This is a genomic window from Kribbella turkmenica (genome assembly GCF_004348725.1).
GTDB lineage: Bacteria > Actinomycetota > Actinomycetes > Propionibacteriales > Kribbellaceae > Kribbella > Kribbella turkmenica.
In genome coordinates this window covers 1-25,328 of sequence record NZ_SMKR01000015.1, presented here as the reverse complement: position 1 = coordinate 25,328, position 25,328 = coordinate 1, and the positions used below count along the sequence as shown (strand labels likewise).

Annotated in this window: 26 protein-coding genes and 1 tRNA gene; 10 read left to right on the top strand and 17 right to left on the bottom strand. The window is 69.9% G+C overall.

The window, feature by feature from the left end:
* Window positions 1–11 precede the first annotated feature (11 nt).
* Entirely contained in the window at window positions 12–683 is a 672-nt protein-coding gene (locus E1218_RS05465; RefSeq protein ID WP_233712023.1) for a pentapeptide repeat-containing protein, read from the top strand.
* Between the two features lie 51 nt (window positions 684–734).
* A complete protein-coding gene (locus E1218_RS05460) occupies window positions 735–2,951 on the top strand; it encodes an NADP-dependent isocitrate dehydrogenase (RefSeq protein ID WP_132316873.1) in 2,217 nt (738 codons plus the stop codon).
* 53 nt (window positions 2,952–3,004) lie between these two features.
* Here E1218_RS05460 and E1218_RS05455 read toward each other — a convergent pair whose 3' ends face one another.
* The 3 genes from E1218_RS05455 to E1218_RS05445 all read right to left on the bottom strand — a co-directional run bounded on the left by E1218_RS05455 (window position 3,005) and on the right by E1218_RS05445 (window position 6,692).
* A complete protein-coding gene (locus E1218_RS05455) occupies window positions 3,005–3,991 on the bottom strand; it encodes a response regulator transcription factor (RefSeq protein ID WP_132316871.1) in 987 nt (328 codons plus the stop codon).
* A 66-nt stretch (window positions 3,992–4,057) separates the two neighbouring features.
* The gene (locus tag E1218_RS05450; RefSeq protein ID WP_202865798.1) at window positions 4,058–4,867 is read right to left on the bottom strand and encodes a hypothetical protein; all 810 of its coding nucleotides are present in this window, start codon (window positions 4,865–4,867) and stop codon (window positions 4,058–4,060) included.
* Window positions 4,868–5,255: 388 nt separating this feature from the next.
* Complete coding sequence (locus tag E1218_RS05445; protein ID WP_132316869.1) at window positions 5,256–6,692, bottom strand: GuaB1 family IMP dehydrogenase-related protein; 1,437 nt, start codon at window positions 6,690–6,692, stop codon at window positions 5,256–5,258.
* A 70-nt stretch (window positions 6,693–6,762) separates the two neighbouring features.
* Between E1218_RS05445 and E1218_RS05440 the strand changes: the two genes are divergently transcribed.
* Window positions 6,763–7,710: a phosphotransferase gene (locus tag E1218_RS05440; RefSeq protein WP_165949135.1), complete on the top strand. Its 948-nt coding sequence runs from the start codon at window positions 6,763–6,765 to the stop codon at window positions 7,708–7,710.
* Between the two features lie 105 nt (window positions 7,711–7,815).
* Here E1218_RS05440 and katG read toward each other — a convergent pair whose 3' ends face one another.
* A complete protein-coding gene (gene katG, locus E1218_RS05435) occupies window positions 7,816–10,035 on the bottom strand; it encodes a catalase/peroxidase HPI (protein WP_132316865.1) in 2,220 nt (739 codons plus the stop codon).
* A 33-nt stretch (window positions 10,036–10,068) separates the two neighbouring features.
* The gene (locus E1218_RS05430; RefSeq protein ID WP_132316863.1) at window positions 10,069–10,500 is read right to left on the bottom strand and encodes a Fur family transcriptional regulator; all 432 of its coding nucleotides are present in this window, start codon (window positions 10,498–10,500) and stop codon (window positions 10,069–10,071) included.
* Window positions 10,501–10,689: 189 nt separating this feature from the next.
* Here E1218_RS05430 and E1218_RS05425 point away from each other — a divergent pair, with 189 nt between their 5' ends.
* Together E1218_RS05425 and E1218_RS05420 are read left to right on the top strand one after the other, a co-directional pair.
* A complete protein-coding gene (locus tag E1218_RS05425; protein WP_132316862.1) occupies window positions 10,690–10,917 on the top strand; it encodes a hypothetical protein in 228 nt (75 codons plus the stop codon).
* Window positions 10,918–11,009: 92 nt separating this feature from the next.
* Window positions 11,010–11,309 carry a hypothetical protein gene (locus E1218_RS05420; RefSeq protein ID WP_132316860.1) on the top strand — a complete coding sequence of 100 codons (300 nt, stop codon included), beginning with the start codon at window positions 11,010–11,012 and terminating at the stop codon, window positions 11,307–11,309.
* 239 nt (window positions 11,310–11,548) lie between these two features.
* Here E1218_RS05420 and E1218_RS05415 read toward each other — a convergent pair.
* The 8 genes from E1218_RS05415 to E1218_RS05375 all read right to left on the bottom strand — a co-directional run bounded on the left by E1218_RS05415 (window position 11,549) and on the right by E1218_RS05375 (window position 17,440).
* Window positions 11,549–11,621: transfer RNA gene (locus E1218_RS05415), tRNA-Ala, on the bottom strand.
* An 85-nt stretch (window positions 11,622–11,706) separates the two neighbouring features.
* Window positions 11,707–12,564, bottom strand: coding sequence for a divisome protein SepX/GlpR (sepX, locus tag E1218_RS35910; protein WP_165949133.1), 858 nt, complete (start codon window positions 12,562–12,564; stop codon window positions 11,707–11,709).
* A 98-nt stretch (window positions 12,565–12,662) separates the two neighbouring features.
* On the bottom strand, window positions 12,663–13,280 hold the full coding sequence (locus E1218_RS05400) for a GNAT family N-acetyltransferase (protein WP_132316854.1): 618 nt from the start codon (window positions 13,278–13,280) through the stop codon (window positions 12,663–12,665).
* Complete coding sequence (locus tag E1218_RS05395; protein WP_132316852.1) at window positions 13,280–13,768, bottom strand: MogA/MoaB family molybdenum cofactor biosynthesis protein; 489 nt, start codon at window positions 13,766–13,768, stop codon at window positions 13,280–13,282. Before E1218_RS05395 ends, E1218_RS05400 begins: the two co-directional genes overlap by 1 nt.
* Window positions 13,765–14,310 (bottom strand): cyclic pyranopterin monophosphate synthase MoaC, encoded by a 546-nt coding sequence (moaC, locus tag E1218_RS05390; protein ID WP_267900273.1) that lies wholly within the window; start codon window positions 14,308–14,310, stop codon window positions 13,765–13,767. Before moaC ends, E1218_RS05395 begins: the two co-directional genes overlap by 4 nt.
* Window positions 14,307–15,533, bottom strand: coding sequence for a molybdotransferase-like divisome protein Glp (gene glp, locus E1218_RS05385; protein WP_132316850.1), 1,227 nt, complete (start codon window positions 15,531–15,533; stop codon window positions 14,307–14,309). The genes moaC and glp overlap by 4 nt, the downstream gene beginning before the upstream one ends.
* Before the next feature lie 33 nt (window positions 15,534–15,566).
* On the bottom strand, window positions 15,567–16,037 hold the full coding sequence (locus E1218_RS05380) for a GNAT family N-acetyltransferase (RefSeq protein WP_132316848.1): 471 nt from the start codon (window positions 16,035–16,037) through the stop codon (window positions 15,567–15,569).
* Between the two features lie 14 nt (window positions 16,038–16,051).
* A complete protein-coding gene (locus E1218_RS05375) occupies window positions 16,052–17,440 on the bottom strand; it encodes a UTP--glucose-1-phosphate uridylyltransferase (protein WP_132316846.1) in 1,389 nt (462 codons plus the stop codon).
* Window positions 17,441–17,506: 66 nt separating this feature from the next.
* On the opposite strand from E1218_RS05375, the gene E1218_RS05370 reads away from it, so the two are divergent.
* Complete coding sequence (locus E1218_RS05370; protein ID WP_132316844.1) at window positions 17,507–18,073, top strand: 5-formyltetrahydrofolate cyclo-ligase; 567 nt, start codon at window positions 17,507–17,509, stop codon at window positions 18,071–18,073.
* Window positions 18,074–18,169: 96 nt separating this feature from the next.
* Window positions 18,170–19,234: a serine hydrolase domain-containing protein gene (locus E1218_RS05365; protein ID WP_132316842.1), complete on the top strand. Its 1,065-nt coding sequence runs from the start codon at window positions 18,170–18,172 to the stop codon at window positions 19,232–19,234.
* On the opposite strand, the gene E1218_RS05360 is transcribed toward E1218_RS05365, so the two are convergent.
* On the bottom strand, window positions 19,235–21,763 hold the full coding sequence (locus E1218_RS05360; protein ID WP_132316840.1) for a penicillin acylase family protein: 2,529 nt from the start codon (window positions 21,761–21,763) through the stop codon (window positions 19,235–19,237).
* A gap of 186 nt (window positions 21,764–21,949) precedes the next feature.
* On the opposite strand from E1218_RS05360, the gene E1218_RS05355 reads away from it, so the two are divergent.
* The 3 genes from E1218_RS05355 to mscL all read left to right on the top strand — a co-directional run bounded on the left by E1218_RS05355 (window position 21,950) and on the right by mscL (window position 23,485).
* Window positions 21,950–22,285 carry an FmdB family zinc ribbon protein gene (locus E1218_RS05355; protein WP_132316838.1) on the top strand — a complete coding sequence of 112 codons (336 nt, stop codon included), beginning with the start codon at window positions 21,950–21,952 and terminating at the stop codon, window positions 22,283–22,285.
* 66 nt (window positions 22,286–22,351) lie between these two features.
* Window positions 22,352–22,972 carry an SAF domain-containing protein gene (locus E1218_RS05350; RefSeq protein ID WP_233712022.1) on the top strand — a complete coding sequence of 207 codons (621 nt, stop codon included), beginning with the start codon at window positions 22,352–22,354 and terminating at the stop codon, window positions 22,970–22,972.
* Between the two features lie 126 nt (window positions 22,973–23,098).
* Window positions 23,099–23,485, top strand: a complete 387-nt coding sequence (gene mscL / locus E1218_RS05345) for a large conductance mechanosensitive channel protein MscL (RefSeq protein ID WP_132316932.1) — start codon at window positions 23,099–23,101, stop codon at window positions 23,483–23,485.
* Window positions 23,486–23,680: 195 nt separating this feature from the next.
* Here mscL and E1218_RS05340 read toward each other — a convergent pair whose 3' ends face one another.
* From E1218_RS05340 to E1218_RS05335, 3 genes are all read right to left on the bottom strand, one after another.
* The gene (locus E1218_RS05340) at window positions 23,681–24,163 is read right to left on the bottom strand and encodes a GNAT family N-acetyltransferase (RefSeq protein WP_233712020.1); all 483 of its coding nucleotides are present in this window, start codon (window positions 24,161–24,163) and stop codon (window positions 23,681–23,683) included.
* Window positions 24,164–24,241: 78 nt separating this feature from the next.
* Window positions 24,242–24,382: a hypothetical protein gene (locus tag E1218_RS35905; RefSeq protein WP_165949134.1), complete on the bottom strand. Its 141-nt coding sequence runs from the start codon at window positions 24,380–24,382 to the stop codon at window positions 24,242–24,244.
* Window positions 24,379–25,035, bottom strand: coding sequence for a hypothetical protein (locus E1218_RS05335; protein ID WP_233712019.1), 657 nt, complete (start codon window positions 25,033–25,035; stop codon window positions 24,379–24,381). Before E1218_RS05335 ends, E1218_RS35905 begins: the two co-directional genes overlap by 4 nt.
* Between the last annotated feature and the right edge of the window lie 293 nt (window positions 25,036–25,328).

The following is a 25,328-nucleotide window of genomic DNA, read 5'->3' as shown; positions in this document are numbered from 1 at the left end:
CGGTCGGTCTCATGAAGATCGCCGTTCCCAGGTTGCGTGCCCACCTCGACGCCGCGTCGCCCACACCCGACGAGATCGACGACGAGGAGCGATTGCTCGACGTCGCCCTGGAGGACGTCGACCTGAGCGATCTGGAGGCCGAGCACGTCGAGATCGGCGGCTGCCGGCTGACCCGGTGCAAGCTCGCCGGCTCGGACCTGGACAAGCTGATCCTGGTCGACTCGGAACTGACCCAGTGCGACCTCGCGAACGCCCGCTGGGCCGACGCCGCCGCGACCCGGCTCGCGATCACCTCGTCCCGGCTGACCGGGTTCGCGGCGCCGGGAAGCAGCTTCCAGCACGTCACTGTCCGCGACAGCGTGCTGGACTTCGCGTCGTTCCGGTTCGCGAAGTTCGTGAAGGTCGAGCTCAGCGACTGCCGGCTGCACAGCGCCGACTTCGTGTCCGCCGAGCTGAGCGGCGCGGTCTTTCGCCGGTGCGACTTCACCGGCACGGAGTTCTCCCAGGTCAGTGCGCGGGGCGCGATCTTCGTCGACTGCACCTGGGACGCCGCCCGCGGCCTCACCTCGCTGGCCGGCGCCACCGTGGCCGCCGCCTCCCCGATCGACTCCCTGACCTTCACCTCGGCCGTCACCACCGCCACCGGCATCACCCTCGCGCACCCCGACGACCTCGATGCGTGAGTCTGCCCACGTGGCGGCGGCAGCGGCCGTGGCGCCCATTAGGGTGGGGCTGTGACTGACTCGACGATCATCTACACCCACACCGACGAGGCTCCGGCGCTCGCCACGTACTCGTTCCTCCCTGTCATCCAGGCGTACGCCGGTCAGGCCGGTGTCGGCGTGGAGACCCGGGACATCTCACTCGCGGGCCGGATCATCGCCGTCTTCGCGGAGTACCTGAAGGAAGACCAGCGGATCGCGGACGCGCTGGCCGAGCTCGGTGAGCTGGCCAAGACGCCCGAGGCGAACATCATCAAGCTGCCGAACATCTCGGCCTCGATCCCGCAGCTGAAGGCCGCGATCGCCGAGCTGCAGGCCCAGGGCTACGCCCTGCCGGAGTACCCGGACGAGCCCTCGACCGACGAGGAGCGCGACATCCGCGCCCGGTACGACAAGGTCAAGGGCTCCGCGGTGAACCCGGTGCTGCGCGAGGGCAACTCCGACCGCCGCGCACCCGCCTCGGTGAAGAACTACGCGAAGGCGCACCCGCACCGGATGGGCGCCTGGACCGGCGACTCGAAGACCAACGTCGCGACGATGGACCGAGACGACTTCCGGTCCACCGAGAAGTCCACCGTGATCGAGGCCGACGGCGCGCTCCGGATCGAGCTGGTCGGCGACGACGGCACCACCACCGTGCTGCGCGACTCGGTGCCGGTGCTGGCCGGTGAGGTCGTCGACGCCTCGGTCATGCACGTGGCCGCGCTGCGCGAGTTCCTGACCGCCCAGGTCGCCCGGGCGAAGGCCGAGGACGTGCTGTTCTCGCTGCATCTGAAGGCCACCATGATGAAGGTCTCCGACCCCATCGTGTTCGGTCACGCGGTCCGCGCGTTCTTCCCGAAGACGTTCGCGCAGTACGGCGAGGTGCTCGCCGGCGCCGGCCTGAGCCCGAACGACGGCCTCGGCGGCATCCTCAACGGGCTCGCGTCGCTGCCCGAGGGCGCCGAGATCAAGGCCTCGTTCGACGCCGAGCTGGCCGACGGCCCGGCGCTGGCGATGGTCGACTCCGACAAGGGCATCACCAACCTGCACGTCCCGTCGGACGTGATCGTGGACGCCTCGATGCCGGCCATGATCCGCACCTCCGGGCACATGTGGGGCCCCGACGGCGAGGAGCACGACACCCTCGCGGTCCTGCCGGACCACAGCTACGCCGGGATCTACCAGGTCGTTTTGGACGACTGCCGGGCCAACGGCGCCTTCGACCCGGCCACCATGGGCTCGGTGCCGAATGTCGGCCTGATGGCGCAGAAGGCCGAGGAGTACGGCAGCCACGACAAGACGTTCGAGGTGCAGACCACCGGGACCGTCCGGCTCGTCGACGAGGCCGGGAACGCCGTCCTCGAGCAGACGGTCTCGGCCGGCGACATCGTCCGCGCCTGCCAGACCAAGGACGCCCCGATCCGCGACTGGGTGAAGCTGGCCGTCACCCGGGCCCGAGCGACCGGCGACCCGGCGGTGTTCTGGCTGGACGAGACCCGCGCCCACGACGCGAACCTGATCACCAAGGTCCAGCAGTACCTCTTCGACCACGACACCGAGGGCCTCGACGTGCGGATCCTGGCGCCGGTCGACGCGATCACGTTCTCGCTGGAGCGGATCCGCCGCGGGGAGAACACCATCTCGGTGACCGGGAACGTGCTCCGTGACTACCTGACCGACCTGTTCCCGATCCTCGAGCTCGGCACCAGCGCGAAGATGCTCTCGGTGGTCCCGCTGATGGCCGGCGGCGGTCTGTTCGAGACCGGGGCCGGCGGCTCGGCGCCCAAGCACGTGCAGCAACTGGTCAAGGAGAACTACCTGCGCTGGGACAGCCTCGGTGAGTTCTTCGCCCTGGCCGCGAGCTTCGAGCACCTGGCCCAGGCGACCGGCAACGCCCGCGCGCAGGTCCTCGCCGACACCCTGGACCGGGCGACCGCGACGTTCCTCGAGGAGGACAAGTCGCCGACCCGTCGCGTCGGCGGGATCGACAACCGCGGCAGCCACTTCTACCTGTCGCTGTACTGGGCCCAGGAGCTGGCCGAGCAGACCGACGACGCCGAGCTGGCGAAGGCGTTCGCCCCGCTCGCCGAGACCCTGGCGAGGAACGAGCAGACCATCGTCGACGAGCTGCTCACCGTCCAGGGCAGCCCGGTCGACCTCGGCGGCTACTACCGGCCCGACCCGGCCAAGGCGGCCGCGGTCATGCGTCCCTCCAAGACCTGGAACGAGGCTCTCGCGGCGCTCTAGTCCTGGCTGATCCCGCCCCCGGCTCCGCTCGGAGCCGGGGGCCGGGCCCGTTCTCAGCCGGCCAGGTACCTGCGGACGTCGTCGGCGACCTGGGCCCGGTTGGCCATGCCGTACTTGCGCAGGATCGCGCTCAGGTGGGTCTTGACCGTGTTCAGGCTGATGCCGAGCTCGGCGGACAACTGGTCGTTGTCGAGGCCGTCGACCAGCCGGACCGCGACCCCCTGCTGGGCCTTGGTCAGGCTCAGGAACCGGCGCTCCGGGCCCTCGTCGGTGTCCATCAGCATCTCGATCAGCTCGGACTGGATGTGCTCGGTGGCGTCGATGATCCGGGTCAGGTGGCTCTGGACCACCGCGGTCACCTCGGACTCGCTCATCGCCTCGACCGCGATCTCCCGGATCGACCCGACCCGGTGCGCGAGGTACTCCATCACGTGGTCCGAGGTCAGCACGTTCGGCCCGACGTCCCCGGCCGGCAGCCGCCGCAGCGCCTCCCGGTCCTCGCCCTCGCGGGTCAGCACCCGCTCGACCACGCCGCTCAACCACTCGAACGCCCGGACGACGTTGTCGTCGTAACTGTCCGGCACGTAGCTCTGCATCGACAGCATGCCGAACAGCTGGCCCGGTCCGTCCTTCCCCGGCCGGAAGATCGGCACCGTGACCGCGTCCTCGGACCGTCGCCCGACGTCCCCGATCGGTACGCCGGCGTGCAACACCGCACCCTGGTCGTAGGCGTACCTGTACGTCTGCCGGTGCTTCAGCAGCCAGGCCGTCTGCCCGTTCGGCCCGAAGATGTGCGTGTCCGGGTCGACGTACCGGCCGGCGTCGTACGCGTAGGGGTAGCGGACCCGGCTGGTGCCCTGCAGGAAACCGACGAAGAAGGTGTCGACGCGGGCGATCTTGCCGGCCACCACCCGGACGTAGTCGTACAGACCGTAGTGATCGGCCCGGAACAGCGCCTCGATCTTGTGGTACGCCTCGCGCAGGATGATCGCGGTCTCGGGATCAACCCGCAGCGGGGCGGCTGCATGGTCTTCCTGCACGACACCGGCTCCCTGCTGCTGTATCGATCACCCGACTATGCGCCGTACGCCGACTGTTGCCAAGGGCTAACGAGTCAGTCTGGTCCAGGACGGTTCGTCGATCCACAGCGACCGAGGGTCGAGGTACGGGCGAAGGAGTGCACTGACCTCGGTGTCGTCGGCACCTTTCAACTGGTCGGACGCGACCTTGCGGGCCACGCCGGCCAGGAAGTCGGCGACCTGGACCCGCTGGTCCGTGAAGGAATCCACCTGCTCCAGGCCGGCGAAGTTCGGGGCCGACCGGCGGAGGGTGAAGACCCGCTCGGGCGACAACGTGGTCTGCCGGTCGTGCGCGATCGCCACCGGTCGCCCGTCACTCCCCCAGTACTCGACCGCGCGCACGATCGCCGGGATCAACGGGTCCAGCGGCGACACGACCGGATGTTGGTCGCGGAACGTGAAGCGCAGGAAGTCGTTGGCCGCGACCAGGAACGCCTCGGCCTCCGCGGTCCGCCGGGCGGCGTCGTACAGGAACCTGGCCAGTGCGGGCCGCGCGCCGAGGTGGCCGACGAGCCCGCAGGCCAGGAAGTAGGTCTTGTCGACCAGGAAAACCCGGGCGTTGCCCAGCAGGGGGCCGTCCGGGCCGAGCAGCCACAGCAAGACCGCGCGATGCTTCGACCTGAGCAGGTGGTTGGCCTTGTACATCGTCGCGGGCGACCGGATCCGCAGCCGCAGCTCGGTGATGCAGTCGGCCGCGGTCTGGTCGTCGATCCGCACACTCGCGTGCGCGAACACGTCGGTCACCCCGCCGACCAGCTTCTCGCCTTCGTACCCGGACTCGTCGCAGGTGATCTCTAGAGCCGCGGGCACCGGCTCCGTCCTCGCCGCGTCCGTCACGCCCCGACTCTCTCACCGGTCCGGGTCGGCCGCACACGGCGACCGGGCGCGGACAGCGGTCGCGGGCAATGGTTCCGAGTTGCCGAGTCGCCCTCCCAAGCCTCGGTCCAACTCTCCGCCACCACCCGCGACCACGGTTCCGAACGCCCGGCTGTGAGCCCCGTGTCGTTCGATCCCACGCCCCCTGCGAGATCGGCGACTCCCGACAGTGTCCCTGGCGTCCTTTCCTCCACCCCGTTGACTACACAGTGCCACCCCGTCCGGGACATGCCTATCGCCCGGCGCATGAGATTGTTGGGCGTTCAACCTCACTCCGGGAATGAGACTCTCCGTAGTCGTTGACGCAAGCTCAGCCGCGCATAATCTGCGGTCCACGGATCGAGGTCGATCACCAACTGGTGTCGAGCGGCTTGCCTTCGCTGTAGCCGGCGGCGGTCTGCAGGCCGACGACGGCCCGCTCGTGGAACTCGGCCAGGTTCGCGGCGCCGACGTACGTGCAGGAACTGCGGATCCCGGACACGATCGAGTCGAGCACGTCCTCGACACTGGGCCGCTCCGGGTCGAGATACATCCGCGCGGTCGAGATGCCCTCGCCGAAGAAGCCCTTCCGGGCCCGCTGGAACGGCGTGTCGTCGGCCGTCCGCGACCGGACCGCGCGGGCCGACGCCATCCCGAAGCTCTCCTTGTAGATCCGGCCGTCGCTGTCACGGTGCGGATCGCCCGGCGACTCGTACGTGCCCGCGAACCACGACCCGATCATCACGCTCGACGCCCCGGCCGCCAGCGCCAGCGCGACGTCCCGCGGATGCCGTACGCCGCCGTCCGCCCAGACGTGCTTGCCGAGCTGCCGGGCGCGCTCGGCGCACTCCAGCACGGCGGAGAACTGCGGCCGGCCCACAGCCGTCTGCATCCGCGTCGTACACATGGCGCCCGGGCCGACGCCGACCTTGACGATGTCCGCCCCGGCCGCCACCAGGTCGTCGACGCCCTCGGCGGTGACCACGTTCCCGGCCACGACCGGCACCTGCGGCGCCAGGCCGCGGACCTGCTGGAGGACCTCGATCATCCGCTCCTGGTGACCGTGCGCGGTGTCGACCACGAGGACGTCGATGCCGACGTCCAGCAACGCCTTCGCCTTCTGCTCGGCGTCGCCGTTGATCCCGATCGCGGCGGCGACCCGGAGCTTCCCGTTCGCGTCGACGGCCGGCTCGTACAGGGTCGCCCGGAGCGCGCGCTGCCGGGTGAGGATGCCGACGATCGTGCCGTCGGCGTCCACGACCGGCGCCAGCCGGTGCCGGCCGTCGTGCAGCAGGTCGAAGGCGCGCTCGGCATCCATCCCGGCCGGCAGCGTCAGCAGCTCGCGGGACATGATCGCGTCCAGCTGGGTGAACCGGTCGGCGCCGGCGCAGTCGGCCTCGGTGACCACGCCGACCGGACGGCCGTCGTCGACCACGATCACCGCGTTGTGACCCCGCTTGGGCAGCAGGTTGAGCGCCTCGCCCACGGTCCCGGTCGGCGGCAGCACCAGCGCGGTGTCGTGCACGGTGTGCCGTTGCTTGATCCAGGCCACCACCTCGGCGACGACGTCGACCGGGATGTCCTGCGGGATCACCGCCAGTCCGCCGCAGCGCGCGATCGTCTCCGCCATCCGCCGCCCGGACACCGCGGTCATGTTCGCCGCGACGATCGGGATCGACGTCCCGCTGCCGTCACTCGTGGACAGGTCCACGTCCAGCCGGGACGCGACCCCGGACCGGTTCGGCACGAGGAACACGTCGCTGAAGGTCAGGTCCCCAGCAGGCTCGCGATCATGGTGAAAGCGCATGGCATGGCCCCTTCCGGCGGCTGAAACCACAATGGTCCCACGCGGTACCTGCAGACCTGGGAGCCGGCCGATGAGTGGAATCCTGGACCGGGTGGTCGAACGTGTCGTTCTCGAAGGCCACGACGGACGCTCCGGTGCGCGGCTCGAACGCGTCCGGCTCGACGACGGTACCCCGCTGGTGGTCAAGTACGCCGATCCCGCGAGCGATCTCTCCGTCGCCCTCACCGGTGGCGTGGACCGTGAGCGGCTGCTGTGGTCGTCCGGCGTCCTCGACCGGCTGCCGGCCGGCGTCGGCCACGCGATCGTCGAGGTCTTCGGGCGGGACGGTTCGACCGTGACCGTGATGCGCGACCTCGGGGACGCCGTACCGGGGTGGAAGCGCACGTTGACGACCGCCGAGTGCGATCGGATCCTCGGTGCGCTCACGGATCTGCATCGGGAGTTCACCGGCCAGGCTCCGCACGGATTGGTTCCGTTGGAGACTCGGCTCACGCTGATGTCACCCCAGGTCGCGGGGTCGAGGTCAGGTGAGTTGCCAGGTGCTGTGCTGCGCGGCTGGGAGCTGTTCGCCGAAATCGTCGAGCCGTCGGTGGCCGACGCCGTGTTCGCCGTGCACGGCGATCCCGGCCCGCTGGCCACCGCGCTGCGTCGTAGCGGATCGACGCTGCTGCACGCCGACCTGTGGCTGGTGAACCTGGCGCTGCCGCCGGACGAGGTCGTTCTGCTCGACTGGGCCTTGGCGACCGAAGGACCGCCTGCGCTCGATCTCGCGATCTTCCTGACCGGCTCGGCCGCGCACGTCGAGCCCGGCCGCGAGGACCTGATCTCCCGGTTCCGCAGCCTCGGCGACGTCACTGCCGCCGACATCGACCTCGCGCTGCTCGCCGGCCTGGTCGACCACGGCTGGAACAAGGCTCTCGACGCGGCCGATCACTCGGACCCGGTGATCCGCGACCGCGAACGCGACGACCTGGCCTGGTGGGTCGAGCACGGGCGCGCCGGTCTCGACCGCCTGTGACGACGCGACCGGCCCCCTCGGTGTCGAGGGAGCCGGTCGCGGGTGTCGTGCCGGTACTGCGGTCCGCCGGTGCTGCGGGTCGTACCGCGATCAGTCGTACCGCGGTCAGCGGAGGTCGAAGCGGTCGAGCTCCATGACCTTGGTCCAGGCGGCGGCGAAGTCCCGGACGAATTTCTCCTTCGCGTCGTCGCTCGCGTAGACCTCGGCGACGGCGCGCAGCTCGGAGTTCGAGCCGAAGACCAGGTCTGCGCGGGTGCCGGTCCACTTGACCTCGCCCGACGCGTCCCGGGCCTCGAAGGTGGTCGCCTCGTCGTCGGTCGCCGTCCACTCGGTCCCCAGGTCGAGCAGGTTGGCGAAGAAGTCGTTCGTCAACGTGCCCGGGGTCTCGGTGAAGACACCGAGCTTGGAACCGTCGTAGTTCGCCCCGAGGACGCGCAGGCCGCCGACCAGCACGGTCATCTCCGGCGCGCTCAGGGTGAGCAGGTTCGCCTTGTCCACCAGCAGGTACTCGGCCGGCAGCCGGTTGCCCTTGCCGTAGTAGTTGCGGAATCCGTCCGCGATCGGCTCGAGCGCGGCGAACGAGTCGACGTCGGTCTGCTCCAGGGTCGCGTCCACCCGGCCCGGAGTGAAACCGACCTCGATGTCGTACCCGGCGTTCCGGGCCGCCACCTCGACACCCGCCGTACCCGCGAGCACGATCAGGTCGGCCAGCGAGACCTGCTTGCCACCGGCCGCGTTGAAGGACTTCTGGATGTCCTCGAGGGTGCGCAGTACGACCGCGAGCTCGGCCGGATTGTTGACCTCCCAGTCGTTCTGCGGCTCGAAGCGGATCCGGGCACCGTTCGCACCGCCGCGCTTGTCGCTGCCGCGGAACGTCGACGCCGCCGCCCACGCGGTCGACACCAGCTGCGAGACCGACAGCCCGGAAGCCGCAATCTGCGCCTTCAGCGCGGTGATGTCGGCGGCGTCGATGAGCTCACCCTCGACCGCGGGCAGCGGGTCCTGCCAGATCAGCGTCTCGCTCGGGACCTCCGGGCCGAGGTAGCGCACGATCGGGCCCATGTCGCGGTGGGTCAGCTTGTACCAGGCGCGGGCGAACGCGTCCGCGAACTCGTCCGGGTTCTCCAGGAAGCGCCGCGAGATCTGCCCGTAGATCGGGTCGAAGCGCAGCGCGAGGTCGGTAGTCAGCATCGTCGGCTTCTGCTTCTTCGCCGCGTCGTAGGCATCCGGGATGATCTCCCCGGCGTCCTTCGCCACCCACTGGTGCGCACCGGCCGGGCTCGCGGTCAGCTCCCACTCGTATCCGAAGAGGATCTCGAAGAAGTCGTTGCTCCACTGGGTCGGCTTCGTGGTCCAGGTGACCTCGAGGCCGCTGGTGATCGCGTCGGCTCCCTTGCCGGTGCCGTACGTGCTCTTCCAGCCCAGACCCTGCGCCTCGATCGGCGCACCCTCCGGCTCCACGCCGACGTGGTCGGCCGGACCGGCACCGTGGGTCTTGCCGAACGTGTGCCCACCGGCGATCAGCGCGACGGTCTCCTCGTCGTTCATCGCCATCCGGCCGAACGTCTCGCGGATGTCGCGCGCCGCGGCGACCGGGTCGGGGTTGCCGTTCGGGCCCTCCGGGTTCACGTAGATGAGGCCCATCTGGACCGCGCCCAGCGGGCTCTCCAGCTCGCGGTCACCGGTGTACCGCTCGTCGCCCAGCCAGGTGGTCTCGGGACCCCAGTAGACGTCCTCGTCCGGCTCCCACACGTCCGCGCGGCCACCGGCGTACCCGAAGGTCTCGAAACCCATCGTCTCCAGCGCCACGTTGCCGGTCAGGATCAGCAGGTCGGCCCAGGAGATCTTCTGCCCGTACTTCTTCTTCACCGGCCACAGCAGCCGGCGGGCCTTGTCCAGGTTCCCGTTGTCCGGCCAGCTGTTCAGCGGCGCGAACCGCTGCTGGCCGGCGCCCGCGCCACCGCGGCCGTCGCTGATCCGGTACGTGCCCGCGCTGTGCCAGGCCATTCGGATCATCAGCGGGCCGTAGTTGCCGAAGTCGGCCGGCCACCAGTCCTGTGACGTGGTCAGCACCTCGGCGATGTCCCGCTTCACCGCGGCCAGGTCGAGCGTGGCGAACTCGGCGGCGTAGTCGAAGTCGTCACCGAGCGGGTTCGCCACCGCCGGGTTCTTCGCCAGGATCTTCAGGTTGAGCCGCTCCGGCCACCAGCCCCGGTTGCCCCCGCCCTGCGTCGGGTGCGGCGCACGTGTGCCGTGCGCGACCGGGCACTTGCCCTGGCTTTCCGTGCTCGCTTCCGCCGGCAGCGGCGGGTGGTTCTCAGACATCGGATTCCTTCCGGACTGGACGTTTCGAGAAAGTCATGAAGCGCTTGCGGTGGAACAGTCGGAGCACAGGCCCCAGTAGACGACCTCGGCCTCGTCGATGACGAAACCGTGGCCGTCCGCCGCGGTCAGGCACGGCGCATGACCGACAGCACAGTCGACGTCGGCGATCGCACCGCACGACCGGCAGACGACGTGATGATGGTTGTCCCCCACCCGCGACTCGTACCGCGCCACCATCCCGTGCGGCTGGATCCGCCGCACCAGCCCCTTCTCGGTGAACACCCGCAGCACGTCGTACACGGCCTGATGAGAGACCTCGGGAATTTCGTTGCGCACAGCCCCGATAATCGTGTCCGTGTCCGCATGCGCGATCGCCTGCACCACGCCCAGCACGGCCACCCGGGGCCGGGTCACCCGGAGCCCAGCCCCGCGCAACCTCCCCTGAAGCTCCTCGACCACCGGCATGCGACACATCCTGTCCGGTTTTCTGGAATGAGTCAAGATTAGTTTCCGCGACATCCTCCGCGAGCGTGGCGACACCCCGACGTAACGATTCCGGCGTGGATGTCCGCAGCTCTGGACGCTCCGGCTACCGGCTGTCACCCTCACGGTGAGCGCCGACCGTGGGGGGACGGCGGGACAGGGGGAACCACCGTGAAAGTGCAGTGGCCGAGCAACGCAGTCAACGCCGACGGGGACGACCTGAGCCAACCAGTTCAGCAGTTCCTGCTGGACCTACGACTGCTCGAGGACAAGAACGAGATCGCCAGCAAGACGTTCACTACTCCCGCGAGCCTCCAGGTCATCACCGCCGGCGCGACGAGCTTGGGCAAGGTCTGCCGGCGATCGTCGCCTTCATCGGTGGCGGCAGCGCGGCCCTGACCGGCCTGGCGGGCTTCGGCGTCGGCCCGGACGATGCCAACCTCGTCCAGCGAGCAGTCTTCACCGCATCGGCGTCAGTCCTCGCCTCAGCGGTGGCGATCGCCGTCGCCATCATGGTGCGAGCCGACGTCAACGCCCGCTCCGCAGCCTCCGCCGCCCAGTTCGAGGCCCGCGCGGCGGTGACCGCCGCGATCCTGTCCAGCCCCGAGTACGGCCGTCCCGTCGCGGCTCCACCCCCACCGAACTACATGCTCAGAACCAACAACGACGAGTGGCTCCCGGTCCTCGCCTTCAAACTGACCGCCAACGGACTCGCCGCCGACGTGGGCAACAACAGAGTCGTCCTCAGCCAGAACTTCCAAGCCCTCATCCCCACCAACAGCTGGCAGTGACCCCCACAGCCGAGCGAAGCGAAGGCCCACCGCGTACAGCGGCGACCAGCCCCAAGAGCCGAGCGAAGCGAAGGCCCACCGCGTACAGCGGCGACCAGCCCCAAGAGCCGAGCGAAGCGAAGGCCCAGGGGGTGCGGGTGGCGGAGCCCCCGCCCGCGCCGAGCGAAGCGACGGCGCACAACACGACGAAGGCGAGGCGGTCCGCGCACTCCGCGGACACACCTCGCCTCTCGCCTTCGTGGAGCTGAGGGGATTCGAACCCCTGGCCTCTTCGTTGCGAACGAAGCGCGCTACCAACTGCGCCACAGCCCCGAGCTGATCGCCGGGTCTCCCTGGCGACCGCGAAACTCTAACACGCTCATGGTCGCGGACTGAAACCGAGGTTGTCGAGCGGGTTTCAGTCGCCGACGGCGCGCTTGATCTCCGGCTCCTCGGCGGCAGGAGGGGCCGGGGACTCGACGATCGGCGGGGTCTCCGCGGGGTCCGTCGTACGGGCGCTGGAGAAGACTTCGTCGTCGGACAGCGAGATGGTGCGGACGGTGCGGTCCGGTGCCTTCTCCTTCAGCACGTACGTCGGCAGCGTGACCGGCACCGGATCCCACAGACCCTCGGATGCGGCGGACTTCTCGGCCGGGGCGGCCGGCGGCGCGGGGAGCTTGACCTCGATGGTCAGCTCCTCGTCCGGTGACGGCGCGGGCTTGCCGGCGGGACCGCGGTCGTGCCGGGCCTTGGCGCGGGCACGGCGCTCGGCGGCGAGCCGGGCACGCTCGCGCGCCTGACGCCGCAGTTGCACCCGCGTCAGGACGACGAACGCGACGATCAGCGACCCGGGGATCGCGACCGTCCACCACAGCAGCATCTCGAGGCCGGCGAGCGCGGTCACCGACAGCAGCGAAAGGGTCAGGAGCGACAGGACCCGCCGGCGGCGCATGGCGGCCACCCGGCGGGCGCGGTTGGGGACGTAACGCTTCGGCGGCGGCGGCAGGTCTTCGTCGGCGGCCGCGGCGACACCGGTTCCGACGACACCGACACCGGCACCGACACCGACACCGGCACCGACACCGGCACCGGCACCGGCCGGGCGTACGACGTACCGCGAACGCGACTGCGGATCGCCCTGCCGGGCGAGCACGCGCGCGTCGGACGAGGCCACCGGCGGGCGCCGGGCCTCGTCGTTCCGCTTGAGCATCATCGGGACGAGGTAGGCGGCCCACGCGGCGACGATCGCCACATAGATCAGCCCTGTCGTCCCCATGCGACGACGCTAAGACCCAGGGAGGTTCAGATCAGGCATGTCTGTCGGTGTGTCGCAAGAAGACTCGTGTGACTGATGTGAATAGCGACGCTGCGTGATCACCGCAGTCGCGCTACGAGACCGGGCCCGACTTCCTCCACGTTCAGGGCGAAGATCCGATGGTCGCGCCAATCACCATCGATGTGCAGGAACCGCGGCCGCTCGCCCTCGTACCGGAAGCCGAGTTTCTCGACGACCCGCAGACTCGCCTTGTTCTCGGGGCGGATCGCGACCTCGATCCGGTGCAGGCCGAGGGTGAACCAGCAGTGGTCGGCGGCCATCGCGACCGCGGTCGGCACGATGCCGCGGCCGGCGTACTGCTCGTCGACCCAGTAGCCGAGGTTGGCCCAGCGCGCGGATCCGTAGGTGATGCCGGAGACGGTGAGCTGCCCGACGAGCGGCCACTTCGATCGTGGCCCGACGCCGGCAGCACCGCCGTAAGTGATGACGAACGGGAGCATCCGGCCGTACCGCGCCTGCCGGTTCCAGTCCCTGGCCATCGCGCGGAACGTCCGCGCACCCTCATCGGCGCCCGGCGGCTGGGTCGCGTCCCACGGCCGCAGCCAGCTCACGTTGCGCTGTCGCGCGGCCGCCCACTCGGTACCGTCGCCGGCCCGCAGCGGCCGGAGTGCGACCTGCCCGTGCCGGAGTTCGACCGGCCAGCGGACGATCGCCATCAGTCGTTGTCCGTCCGGACGTGGTCACCGCCGCGGACCTGCTCGACCGCGTGCCGCAGCAGCGGCTGCAACACGGACAGTCCGTCCTTCACGCCGCCGCGCGAACCGGGCAGGTTGACGATGACCGTCGTACCCGCCACCCCGGCGAGACCGCGGGACAGAGCAGCCGTCGGGACGCCGTTCGCCACGCCGTACGCACGGATCGACTCCGCGATCCCGGGTACGACGCGGTCCAGCAGCCCGGCGGTCTGCTCGGGCGTCTCGTCGGTCGGCGAGATCCCGGTCCCGCCGGTCGTCAGGATCACGTCGTACGACGCCGTGACTCCCGCACGCAGTGCATCGCCGACCGGCGGGCCGTCCGGGACGACCTGCGGACCGGACACCTCGAAGCCCCACTCGGCCAACCGCTCGGCGATCAGCGGACCGGTCGTGTCGGTGTAGACACCGGCGGCCGCGCGGTTGGACACGCTGACGACCAGGGCTCTCACGGCCGCTCCCAGTGACCGGTCTTGCCGCCTTCTTTGAGCTCGACGCGTACGTCGGACAGCACCGCCGCCGGGTCCAGAGCCTTCACCATGTCGATCACGGCGAGCCCGGCGACCGCGACGGCGGTGAGCGCCTCCATCTCGACACCGGTGCGGTCGGTGGTCTTCACCTGGGCCCTGATCAGTACGGCGTCGTCGGCCACCTCGAGGTCGACCTTCGCACCGGTGATCGCGATCGGATGGCAGAGCGGGACCAGGTCAGGCGTCCGCTTGGCGCCCATGATGCCGGCGATCCGGGCGACACCGAGCGCGTCCCCCTTGGGTACGCCGTCGCCGCGCAGGGCCGCGACCACCTCGGCCGAGACGAAAACCTTGCCGCTGGCAACAGCCCGGCGGTCGCCGGTCGCCTTGGCCGACACGTCGACCATCCGCGCCGCCCCGGTCTCGTCGACATGGGTCAGCCCACCGGGTCCGGTCTGGTGGTCAGCCGGCGCCGGGGCCGGGGGGTCGGCCGGGGTACCGGCAGCACCCGGGTCCTGCGTCATCCCGTCTCCTCGTCCAGCAGCAAGAGCTCCACCTGGTCACCGGCCCGGACCGAGGTCACGTCCTCGGGCACCACGATCAGCGCGTTCGACCGGCTCAGCCCGCCGAGCAGGTGCGAGCCGTGGCCGCCGACTGTACTGGCCATCCAGCCCTCGTCGCCGGAGGTGGCCGAGGCTCGGACGAACTGCCGCTTCCCGGCCGGGGAGCTGAAGCTGTCCAGCGAGACCCCGTGGACCGGCTGCCGCCGGTACGGCATCTGACCCATCAGCTTGCGCAGCGCGGGCCGGACGAACACCTCGAACGACACGTACGCCGACACCGGGTTGCCGGGCAGCGTGAAGACCGGCACCTCGTCCTCGCCGAGCACGCCGAACCCCTGCGGCTTCCCGGGCTGCATCGCGACCTGCGGGAAGTCGACCGTGCCGGTCTTCGACAGCACCTCCTTGACCACGTCGTACGCGCCCATGCTGACCCCACCGGTGGTGATCACCAGGTCGGCCCGGACGAGCTGGTCGGACAGCGTGTCCATGATCCGTTTGGGGTCGTCGCCGACGATGCCGACGCGGTAGACCACGGCCCCGGCCTCCCGGGCGGCGGCGGCCAGGGTGTAGCTGTTCGAGTCGTAGATCTGCCCCTCACCCAGCCGGCTCCCCGGCTCGCGCAACTCGGCGCCGGTCGACACCACCACGACCCGCGGCCGCGGTCGCGCCTTGACCCGGGCCCGGCCGACCGCGGCGAGAACGGCGATCTGTCGCGGCCCCAGCACGGTGTCCTTGTCGAGGACCTTCTCCCCCGCCTTCACGTCCTCGCCGGCGCGCCGCACGGACGCACCGAGCGCGGGTTGCTGCGCGATCCGCACGTTCGCTGTGCCGCCGTCGGTCCACTCCACCGGTACGACGCTGTCCGCGCCCCGCGGCATCGGCGCGCCGGTCATGATCCGGACGCACGTTCCCGGCGTGACCACGATCGGCTCGACCCGGCCGGCCGCGATCTCGCCGACCACCGGCAGCGTGACCGGGTTGTCCTGCGTGGCCCCGGCCAGGTCGCCGGTCCGGACGGCGTACCCGTCCATCGCGGAGTTGTCGAATCCCGGCAGGCTCAGCCCGGAGACGATGTCCTCGCAGAGCACCAGCCCGACAGCCTCCATCAACGGCTGCTCGAACGCCGGCAGCCCCCGCACCCTGCCCAGCACTACTTCCAGATGCTCATCCACACTCCGTCTCACGCCCCGACCCTAATCCAAGGGCGCCGCCGGAGCTCAGCCGGTGGATTCCGGGTGGTTCCCCCAGGTCATCCGGATGTCCGGGGCCTGCTCCTCGTTCGTCTCGCCGTTCGTACGGCGGACCTCGGTGAAGCCGTGGTGGAGGTAGAAGGATTGGGCGCGGGTGTTGGTCTGGAAGGTCCACAGGGCCAGACCACCCGGGCGGAGGTCCTTGGCCAGGTCGACCAGGGTCGAGCCGATGCCCAGCCCGACGGCATCGGGGTCGACGTACAACTGGTCGAGGTCGTCGCCGTCGAGGGTCAGGACCGCGACGATCCGGCCGTCGTCGAGCGCCACCCAGGTCTGCGCGTCCGGCAGCAGCATCTCGGCGAACCAGGTGGCGACCTCGTCGGCGGTGTGGACCGCGGCCGGCAGCAGGTCCGGGTACGCGTGCCGCGACCGCCACCACAGCCGGGCCGCCTCGTCGGTGTCGTACGGCTCCAGCGGCCGGATCAGCAGCTCGTCCATTCCCCCAGCTCTCGTCAGCCCTCGAGTACGGCGCCGTCCTCGATCAGCCTACGGTCCCCCGCGTCCGCCGCGACCTCGACCTCGCCGACGACCGTCACATCCTTGCCGAACGCAACATCACCGCGGACCTCGAGCCGGTCGGCCCGGACCAGCGACGGCGGCCCGGCCGGGAACCGCGCCTCGAAGTCGGCCAGGATCCTGAAGTACTCCGGGTCCAGGTCGACGTACGGCTCGTCACCCTCGTGCGTCGTGGTCAGGTCGCCGGACTCGGTCAGTTCGTACACGTCCGACCGCAGTACCAGCAGGTCGTTGGTGGTCTTCACCGGCTTGAACCGGCTCCGGTCCACCAGCACGGCCTGCGACCCCTCGAAGGTCTCGATCGCCGTTCCCATGCCGGTCTCCAGCTGGATCACCTTCGGCGACGACGGGTCGGCCGGGTCGACGGTCTTGCGGTTCACGATGATCGGCAGCCCGAGAATCCCGTCGTGGCCGGCCATCAGCTCCGCCAGCCGGTCCAGGTCGATCCACAGGTTGTTCGTGTTGAACGTCTTGTGCCGGGTGATGTCCTGGAAGTGCTTGGTGTCCTCGTCCGCGACCTGGGCGCTGTCGCGCAGGATCAGCCGGCCGTCGGACTTGCGCACCGCGACGTGCCCGCCCTTGCGGTCCGACCGGGTCCGCCGGCAGACCTCCATCCCGAACGGTACGTCGTGCTCGGCCATCCAGGCCGCGATCCGGGCGTCCGGGGTGGCGCCGAGGTTGTCGGCGTTCGAGATGAACGCGTGCCGGAAACCGCGCTCCCGCAGCGCGTCCAGGGTGCCGGAGGCAACCAGCGCGGTGAACAGGTCGCCGTGGCCGGGCGGGCACCAGGCCAGCTCCGGATCGGCCGGCCACTCGGCCGGGGTCAGGTCGTCGGCGAGCAGCTTGGGCTCCATGTTCTGCAGGAAGTCCAGCGGTACGCCGTCGACCGCGAGCCCGTCGTACTCACCGAGGACCTGCAGCGACTCCTCCCTGGTGCGGAAGGAGTTCATCAGCACCAGCGGCAGCGGGACGTCGTACGCCTTCCGGGTGCTCAGGATCTGTCGCGCGATGATGTCGAGGAAGCTCAGCCCGTCCTTGACCGGCAGCGCGGACTTGGGCCCGGTCACGCCCATCGAGGTGCCGAGGCCGCCGTTCAGCTTGATCACGACCGTCTCGGCCAGCGCCGCGCGCATCGCCTCCGAGTCGGTGTCGAGGTGGTCCAGGTGCGGCAGGTCGCCCACCGGCTCGATGTCGTCCTCGCGGATCGTGCCCTGCTGACCGGACTCGAGCAGCCGGTAGTAGTGCGTGAAGACCCGAATGGCGACGTCAGCAGCGCCGGCCGCGCCCATCTTCTCCTGCGCCTGTCGTAGACCTGCCTCACTCATGTCACAACCCTAGGGGACGCCGGGTGATCACCGTGTTATCCGCGTCACGCCGCATACGATCAGGGAGTGTTCCCGTCGAAGGCCGCGGCGCGGCAGTACCTGCTCAGTGCCCGCAGGGCTCGTCCTCACACCGGCGACCTGCTGGCCATCGCGCAGGCTCAGCCCGCGGTGCAGGCGGCGCGGCGGATCGCTCTGTACGTGTCGATGGGTGCGGAGCCGCAGACCGGTGCGCTGATCGACTGGCTGCTGGCCACCGACCGTGAGGTCCTGCTGCCGATCCTGTACGCCGACAACGACCTCGGCTGGGGCGTCGCACCAGGCGCTGCCGACCTGGTGCCGGGCCGGCGAGGCATGTCCGAGCCTCCGGTCGACCTGGGTCCGGACGAGATCGCCACCGCTGAGCTGGTCATCTGCCCGGCGGTGGCGGTCGCCCACGACGGCGTACGCCTGGGACGCGGTGGCGGCTCGTACGACCGGGCGCTGGCCCGTGTCCGTCCCGGTACGCCGATCTGGGCGGCGGTGTACGACGCAGAGGTTGTCGAAGCGCTCCCGGCCGACGAGCACGACCACCTGGTCGACGCAGCACTGACGCCAAATCGGTTGATCGTGCTGGGAAGATCGCAGGATGACTGAGAGCGCCGTACAAGCCGCTGCTGCCGCTGCCCTGGGCAGGCCTCCGGACGAGCGTGTCCATGCCGTCATGGACACGGCCCGGGGTGGGCGGGGCTGATGCTCAGCACGTACGTCGGCGACGTGGTACTGCCCGGCCTTGTCTCGCTTGTGAGCCATGCGGGCGAGACACGGGTCCAGGTACTGGGCAGGACCGCCTTCGACGGCCCGCCGATGCAGCGGGACAGCCTGTTCCGGGTCGCGTCGTTCACCAAGCCGATCGTCGCTGCCGCGGCAATGGTCCTGGTCGACGAGCTCCGGCTGTCGGTGGACCGCCCCGTCGACGACCTGCTGCCTGAGCTCGCCGGGATGCGTGTACTGCGACAACCGGACGGCGTACTCGACGACACGGTCGCCATGGACAGGCCGATCACGTTGAGGGACCTGCTGACGTTCCGGCTGGGGCTGGGTGAGTCGGACAATCCGGCGATCCGGCAGCGGGAGGACGAGCTGGGGCTGCGGACGTTCGGTCCGCCGGTGCCACGGACGTCGCTCGGACCGGACGAGTGGATGCGCAGGTTCGGCACGGTCCCCCTGCAGTACCAGCCGGGTGAGCGGTGGATGTACTCGACCGGCTCGCACGTGCTCGGCGTACTGATCGCACGCGTCACCGGGCAGCCATTGGAGGAGTTCCTCCGGGAGCGACTGTTCGAGCCGCTCAGGATGCGGGACACCGGGTTCACCGCGTCGGACCCCGCGCGGCTGACCACGGCGTACGTCGGCGACGACGTACTCGACCCGGCCGCGGCAAGCCAGTGGCTGGAGCCGCCGTCGTTCCCCGACGCCAGCGGCGGGCTGATCTCGACGGCGGACGACTTCCACGCGTTCGCACGCATGTTGCTGACCGGCGGCGACGGCATCCTGTCGCCGGCGGCCGTTGCGGAGATGACGACGGACCACCTCACCCCGGCGCAGCGTACGGCGGCTGCCGACTACCTCGGCCCGGACACCGGATGGGGCTACGGCCTGTCGGTCAGCCCGGATCGCTACGGCTGGGCCGGTGGGCTGGGCACATTGTGGTCGACCACGCCGGCGGAGGGGACGATCTCGATCCTGCTGACCCAGCGCGCGCTGTGGACCTGGCCGGAGGAGCTGTTCGCGGAGGCCAGCGCCCCGGCCTGGTGACTACGGCTCGGGCTTGGTGAACGTCACCGTGTGTTCCCGGGTCGCCTCGACGGCTCCCCTGGTGTACGCCCACTGCAAGGTCTCCCCGCGCACCCACAGGTCGGTCTGGTCGGTGTAGTTGGACGAGAACGCGTGCCCGGACACACCGGTCAGGTTGATCCATCGGGACTTGTCGAAGTCGGCCAGGTCCACGACCATCCGCATCGACGGCGTCGCGGTCACGGTGTAGCCCTTCGACGCGTCCCACGCGGTCGCGTTGACGATCGACGAGCCGCCGCCCAGCTCGTACGGGCCGCGGTTGAACAGTCTGTCCACCACACCGATGCCGGACTTGCCGAGCGTCTGGTTGGTCAGCGTGAGCTTGTGCAGCCGGCCCCACTTCCAGTTGGCCGGGTCGCGGGCCATCTTCTGGGTGATTTCCTGCCGCGCGTCGACCAGCGCCTCCCGGAGCATGTCGTCCCGGCTCTCGTGCTGTGGCGTACCGATGTTGTCCCACCAGCCGCTGTTCGGCTGGTTGAGGAGCGTGCGGATCACCTCGAACCAGCGGGGACCACCGTCCGGCCAGGTGCTCTGCGGGAGCTGGTCGTGGAAGGTCAGCGCGAGCAGGTTGCGCCAGACCACGTTGAAGTACGCCGCCGCCGCGGAGTCGGCCGGCTGGGTGAAGTCCCAGTTCCGCAGGGTGTCCTGGCCCTGGCGCTCGAAGTCGTCGTCGATGCTGATCTGCAGCAGGTACGGCACCAGCATCTCGGCGGCCCGGTTCTTGGTGTCCGACTGGATCGCCGCCATCGCGTTCGCGTCGAGCTTGCCGGCCGCCTTGATCCGGTCGAGGATCTGCTGTGACCGGAAGCCGTAGTCCCAGTCGTTGCTCAGGTAGTACGGGTATGCCGGCGGCACGACCGCCTGGTTCGCGGTCACGATGATCCCGTCCGCCGGGTCGTACTCGGCCGGCAACGCCTCGAAGGGGACGTACCCGGTCCAGCGGTACTTCGGGTCCCAGCCCGGCGCCGGCCAGTCGCCCAGGCCGGTCCTGCGAATAGGGATCCGCCCGGGCGCCTGGTAGCCGATGTGGCCGGCGGTGTCGGCGTACACGAGGTTCTGCGAGGGGACCTCGAACAGCTGCGCGGCGGAGCGGAACTGGGTCCAGTTCTGCGCCCGGTTGATCGCGAACAGCGCGTCGGCGGTGCGGCCCGGGGCCAGCGCGGTCCACTGGATGGCGACGCCGTACGCGTTCGGGTATCTGTCCTGCTTGGCGGCCAGCTCACCGGCCTCGCGCTGGTCCTTGCCGACGTCGGAGATCAGCGGACCGTGCCGGGTCTCGCGGACGGTGATCGTCACCGGCTCGTCCTGGCCGGCCACCTCGAACGTCTCCTCGCGGGTTGCCATCGCGCGCCACTTGTTGTTGTAGAGCACGTTGTCGCCGTCGACGCGCTCGAGGTACAGGTCGGTGACGTCGGGATCGAGGTTGGTGAATCCCCAGGAGATCGCGTTGTTGTGGCCGATCACGACCCCCGGCAGCCCGGAGAAGCTGAAGCCGGAGACGTCGTACGGGCAGCTCCGGCTGACGGTGTTGCAGTGCAGGCCGACCTGGGTCCAGATGCCCGGCATGGTCGCGCCGAGGTGCGGGTCGTTGGCCAGCAGCGGCTTGCCGGTGGTCGTGTGGTCGCCGGAGACCACCCACGAGTTCGAACCGATGCCGTCACCCCGGCCGAGCAGCTGCGGGAGACTCTTGGCCACCTTGTCGACGGTGTCGAGCGAGGCGAGCAGCTCCTTGGTCAGCATCCCGCGGCGGGCCTCGGAGGCGACCGGCTCGGTGGTGAACCTCCCGGCCCGGACCGCGCCGGTGGCCACGATCGGCTCGTTCCGCTCGTACGGGTACGCCGGGTACAGACTGTCGATGTTGCGCGCCGGGTACGACGCCAGCAGCTTCGCCCGGGTGATCTCCTCGTCCATGTTGCCGCCGAGGTCCCAGGCCATGGCCTTCAGCCAGGCCAGCGAGTCGGCCGCGGTCCACGGCTCCGGCCGGTACTCCGTGCCCTTCAGCGACAGCACGGCGTACTCCAGGCTGAGCCCGGAGCCGCTGTGCGTGTCCAGGTACGCGTTCACGCCGCGGGCGTAGTCGTCCAGGTACTGCCGGGTGGACGGGCTGAGCAGACCGAGTTCCTTCTCCGCGACCTTGCGCCAGCCGAGGGTGCGGACGAACTTGTCGGTCTCCAGCGCGTCCCGGCCGAACAGCTCCGCCAGCCGGCCGGCGGTGACGTGCCGGCGGAAGTCCATCTCGAAGAACCGGTCCTGCGCGTGCACGTACCCCTGCGCTGCGAACAGGTCGCTCGGGCTGTCGGCGTAGATCTGTGGGATGCCGTTGCTGTCCCGGACCACCTCGACGTCACCGTCGAGACCGGTCAGCTCGATCGTTCCGTCGTACGTCGGGAAGGAGTGGCGGACGACGAAGGCGACGGTTCCCGCGATCACCACGAGGACGGTGGCGAGGGCGATTCCGCTGATGATGACGACTCGTAACAGGCGACGCACGGACCAACCGTAGAGAATCCCGACGCCTCCCCCAAATGGGGTCCGCACAACTTTGCGTAGCTCTGCGTCCGGTGGACATCGACCCGGAGTTGGGGTATCCCACGCCCGAGTTGGAATACTTCGGCCCGCTGGAGCATTATTAGCAGTCGAGTAGTAGGAGTGCCAACGGCCTGAAGGGAACGAACCGTGCCGACGTACCAGTACCAGTGCACCGACTGTGGTGAGGCGCTCGAGGTGCGGCAGAGCTTCACGGACGACGCGCTCACCGTCTGCCCCGCCTGCGAGGGCACCCTGCGCAAGGTCTTCAACGCCGTCGGCGTCGTCTTCAAGGGCTCCGGCTTCTACCGCACCGACAGCCGCAACTCCGGCAAGAGCACGGTCTCGGCCCAGTCCGACTCGTCCTCGACCGCCGGCTCCTCCTCGTCGTCCGACTCCGGATCCTCGTCGAGCCCCACGCCGTCGTCGACCTCGTCGAGCACGACCTCGGCCTCGACCTCGAGTTCCAGCACCAGCGCTGCCTGACCTCCAGGGCCGGCCGCTGTGGACAACTAGCGGGTGGGGTGCCGGGAAACTCGTACTTTCTCTGGCATGAGAATCCCTTCCGTTGTTCGTGACCTGTTGCGCGCCGCCCGTTGGCACCGTCGGCTGCTGGCCGGGGTGGCCGCCGCGGTGGCTGTGTACTTCGGCCTCGTCGCCCTGTCCCCTCCTGCTCCACCGACCGTCCCGGTGCTGGCCGCCGCCCGCGACCTCACCGGCGGAGCCGCGCCCTCGAGCGATGACCTCCGCACGCTCGAGCTGCCGGTCGACGCCGTTCCCGAAGGCGCACTCACACCCGGCGCCGACCTCACCGCGCGCGTGCTGAGCGGGCCGGTCAGATCCGGCGAACCGTTGACCGACGCCCGTTTCCTGGCGCCGGTCTCGGTCCCAACCGGTTTCCTCGCCTACCCGTTCCGCATCGACGACGCCGACATCAGCGCCCTCCTCCGCGTCGGCGACCACCTCAACCTGTACGCCGCCACCAGCAGCTCAGCCGAGTCCGCGATCCTCCTCGCCCGCGCGGTCCGCGTGGTCGCCCTGCCGACCGGTCCACGAACGTCGACCGCCGGTGCGCTGATCGTGGTCGCCACCACGCCGGCCGCCGTCGCCCGCCTGGCCCAGGCGACCGCCAACTCCCGAATCACGGTGGCGCTGACCCCGGACACCAGTTAGACCTGACGATCACTTTTCGGACACAACCGGACACGATGAGTGCTGCCGCGGCGTGCTTTCTCGCACTGACCTAGCCGGAGTCCTACTTTGGCCAGGAACATCACCCGCTACGTGGAGGCATCCGCAATGCTCAAGGGCTTCAAAGAGTTCATCATGCGAGGAAACGTCGTCGACCTCGCGGTCGCCGTCGTCATCGGCGCAGCGTTCGGTCAGATCGTCACCGCCTTGGTCGAGAACCTGATCAACCCGCTGATCGCGGCGATCTTCGGCAAGCCGGACATCAGCCAGGTCCTGACGTTCACCGTCAACAACGCGGAATTCTCGATCGGTGCCGTGCTCCAGGCCGCGCTGAACTTCCTGTTCGTCGCCGCCGCCGTCTACTTCTTCATCGTGATGCCGCTGAACAAGCTCGCCGAGCGCCGCGCCCGCGGCGTCGAGCCCGAGCCCGAGCCGCTGACCACCGAGCAGCAATTGCTCACCGAGATCCGCGACGCGCTCCAGACCCGTTCCTGATCCCACCGCGGAAGCGGGCGGTCAGCCTCAGCCTTCGAGCTCGCCACCACCCGCCCGCTCCTGTCGCGTGACCGCGGAACGCCTGCGAGCCAGCCGATCGGGGCACCGGGTAGCCGCTGGCCCCGCCGTGCCCCCGGGGGTAGCGGCTTGGGCCGCGGCTGCTCTACCCGGCGTGGCGGCTTGGGGCGCGAGTGCTCAGCCGGCGTACCGCATCCAGCGATAGGCCACCGGCTGGGCGGCGTTCCACTCGTCCATCTCCTGCTGTGACACGTCCACGAAGCCCACGCCGAGGTAGGTCCTGATCGCGACGGCGTTCTCCGGTCGCACCCGCAGGAAGATGTCCGGGTGGCCGGCCGCGACCGCCGGCTTCAGCAACGCACGGACCAGCTCGGCGCCGATTCCCCGCCCCCGCCGGTCCGGGTCGACGATGACGCGGGCCAGTTCGACCTCGTCCTCCTCGTCGTCCAGCCACACCTCGCCGTAGCCCACCGGCGTCTCACCGTCGAAGTACAGGTACGACTCGATGTCGGGGTCGTCCTTGTGCCAGCTGCCGATCAGGTCGGCGGGAAACGGGTACTCCTCCCGGCCCGACAGCACACCCACTTCCTGTGCGGTCCGGGTCCACCCGGCGACCAAGCGCCCGTGCTCGTCCCCGAACCCCCGAAGCTCCATCCCCATGCGGGCGATTGTCCGGCAGCGGGAGCAGCGCCGCCACCGGGATTCGCCCGCCCGGTCACTCGTGGTGCCCCCGCGCGGTCACTCGTGGTGCGGCGGGACCTCGCGGAGGATGCGCTCGTCGTCGTCGCTGCCGAGGTCGTTGTCGCCCCAGGTGCGCGGGTCGTCGTCGCGGGTCTGGTCGGGCAGCACCGGCTCGTCATCCTCGTACGGGGTTGTCATGGCTCCAGATTACCGAGTCGGCGCGGCTCACCGGTATCGAGTTCACCCTGCACGGCCCCCGGCGCAAGCTGCTGCCCGGTCGCAGCCTGCAGCAGCGGCGCGATGCCCGGTTCGCCTTGCCAGCGGTCGTTTCCGAGCACGCACCATGCCGTCAGCACCGACAACGTCGGCACCGCCAGCCCGGCCAGCCGGAGCGGCTCCGCGTTCTGGAATCCGAAGGTGATCGTCCAGTTCGCCGGATCGGGGTAGAACTCCTGCACCGCGCTGTAGTAGAAGCTCAGCCAGCCGCGCTGCGGCAGCATGCACAGCAGCCGGTGGTTCGTCGCGACGGTCGGCACTTCCTGCAGGTCGCGCCACATCAGCTGCATGTCCCGCTTGGCCGCGGCCTTCCGGCTCGCGTTGACCGCCGCGTTCGCTGCCATCATCCCGAGCACGAGACCCGGTTTGCCGATGAAGACCCCGCTGTTGTGCGTGTACCGGCCGCTGCCGCCGTACAAGCGGGCGTAGTGCGCCGGGGTGTTGACGTACGCGATCTCACCCGGCTCAAGAACGAGGCCGTACATGGTGAGCGGTTGCGGGGAGTTGCCGGCCAGCAGCCAGCGGGCCCAGTCGATGCCGAGCTGCCACTCCTCGCGCTCTCGCTGCGCTGTCACCTCGTCGCTCTTCTTCCGGCCCACGGCAGATCATCGTAATCAGGGCCGAACAGCGCGTGCACATTACAGGTGTGCCTCGGTTGCCGATCGATCCGGCGGCGTGACCGGAACGACGCGCCGCCGTGATGCTCCTGGCAGGCGGGACGAGACCCCGGTCGACCATCATAGGTGACCTTGCCAACCCGGAAGGACCCAGTCGTGAGTGCATTACGGACACGGGGCCTGATCGGTGCGACGCTCGTCGTGGCTGTGCTCGGACTCACCGCCGCCTGCGGTGACGAGACCGCCTCGCC

Excerpts from the sequence above, each read along its gene's own strand:
- moaC (WP_267900273.1), bottom strand. The coding sequence starts at position 14,310 with ATGACGCAGGACCCGGGTGCTGCCGGTACCCCGGCCGACCCCCCGGCC.
- E1218_RS05430 (WP_132316863.1), bottom strand. The coding sequence starts at position 10,500 with ATGCCGGTGGTCGAGGAGCTTCAGGGGAGGTTGCGCGGGGCTGGGCTC.
- E1218_RS05380 (WP_132316848.1), bottom strand. The coding sequence starts at position 16,037 with ATGGACGAGCTGCTGATCCGGCCGCTGGAGCCGTACGACACCGACGAG.
- E1218_RS05365 (WP_132316842.1), top strand. The coding sequence starts at position 18,170 with ATGCTCAGCACGTACGTCGGCGACGTGGTACTGCCCGGCCTTGTCTCG.
- E1218_RS05440 (WP_165949135.1), top strand. The coding sequence starts at position 6,763 with ATGAGTGGAATCCTGGACCGGGTGGTCGAACGTGTCGTTCTCGAAGGC.
- mscL (WP_132316932.1), top strand. The coding sequence starts at position 23,099 with ATGCTCAAGGGCTTCAAAGAGTTCATCATGCGAGGAAACGTCGTCGAC.
- E1218_RS05445 (WP_132316869.1), bottom strand. The coding sequence starts at position 6,692 with ATGCGCTTTCACCATGATCGCGAGCCTGCTGGGGACCTGACCTTCAGC.
- katG (WP_132316865.1), bottom strand. The coding sequence starts at position 10,035 with ATGTCTGAGAACCACCCGCCGCTGCCGGCGGAAGCGAGCACGGAAAGC.
- E1218_RS05400 (WP_132316854.1), bottom strand. The coding sequence starts at position 13,280 with ATGGCGATCGTCCGCTGGCCGGTCGAACTCCGGCACGGGCAGGTCGCA.
- E1218_RS05350 (WP_233712022.1), top strand. The coding sequence starts at position 22,352 with ATGAGAATCCCTTCCGTTGTTCGTGACCTGTTGCGCGCCGCCCGTTGG.
- sepX (WP_165949133.1), bottom strand. The coding sequence starts at position 12,564 with ATGGGGACGACAGGGCTGATCTATGTGGCGATCGTCGCCGCGTGGGCC.
- E1218_RS05465 (WP_233712023.1), top strand. The coding sequence starts at position 12 with ATGAAGATCGCCGTTCCCAGGTTGCGTGCCCACCTCGACGCCGCGTCG.
- E1218_RS35905 (WP_165949134.1), bottom strand. The coding sequence starts at position 24,382 with ATGACAACCCCGTACGAGGATGACGAGCCGGTGCTGCCCGACCAGACC.
- E1218_RS05375 (WP_132316846.1), bottom strand. The coding sequence starts at position 17,440 with ATGAGTGAGGCAGGTCTACGACAGGCGCAGGAGAAGATGGGCGCGGCC.
- E1218_RS05340 (WP_233712020.1), bottom strand. The coding sequence starts at position 24,163 with ATGGGGATGGAGCTTCGGGGGTTCGGGGACGAGCACGGGCGCTTGGTC.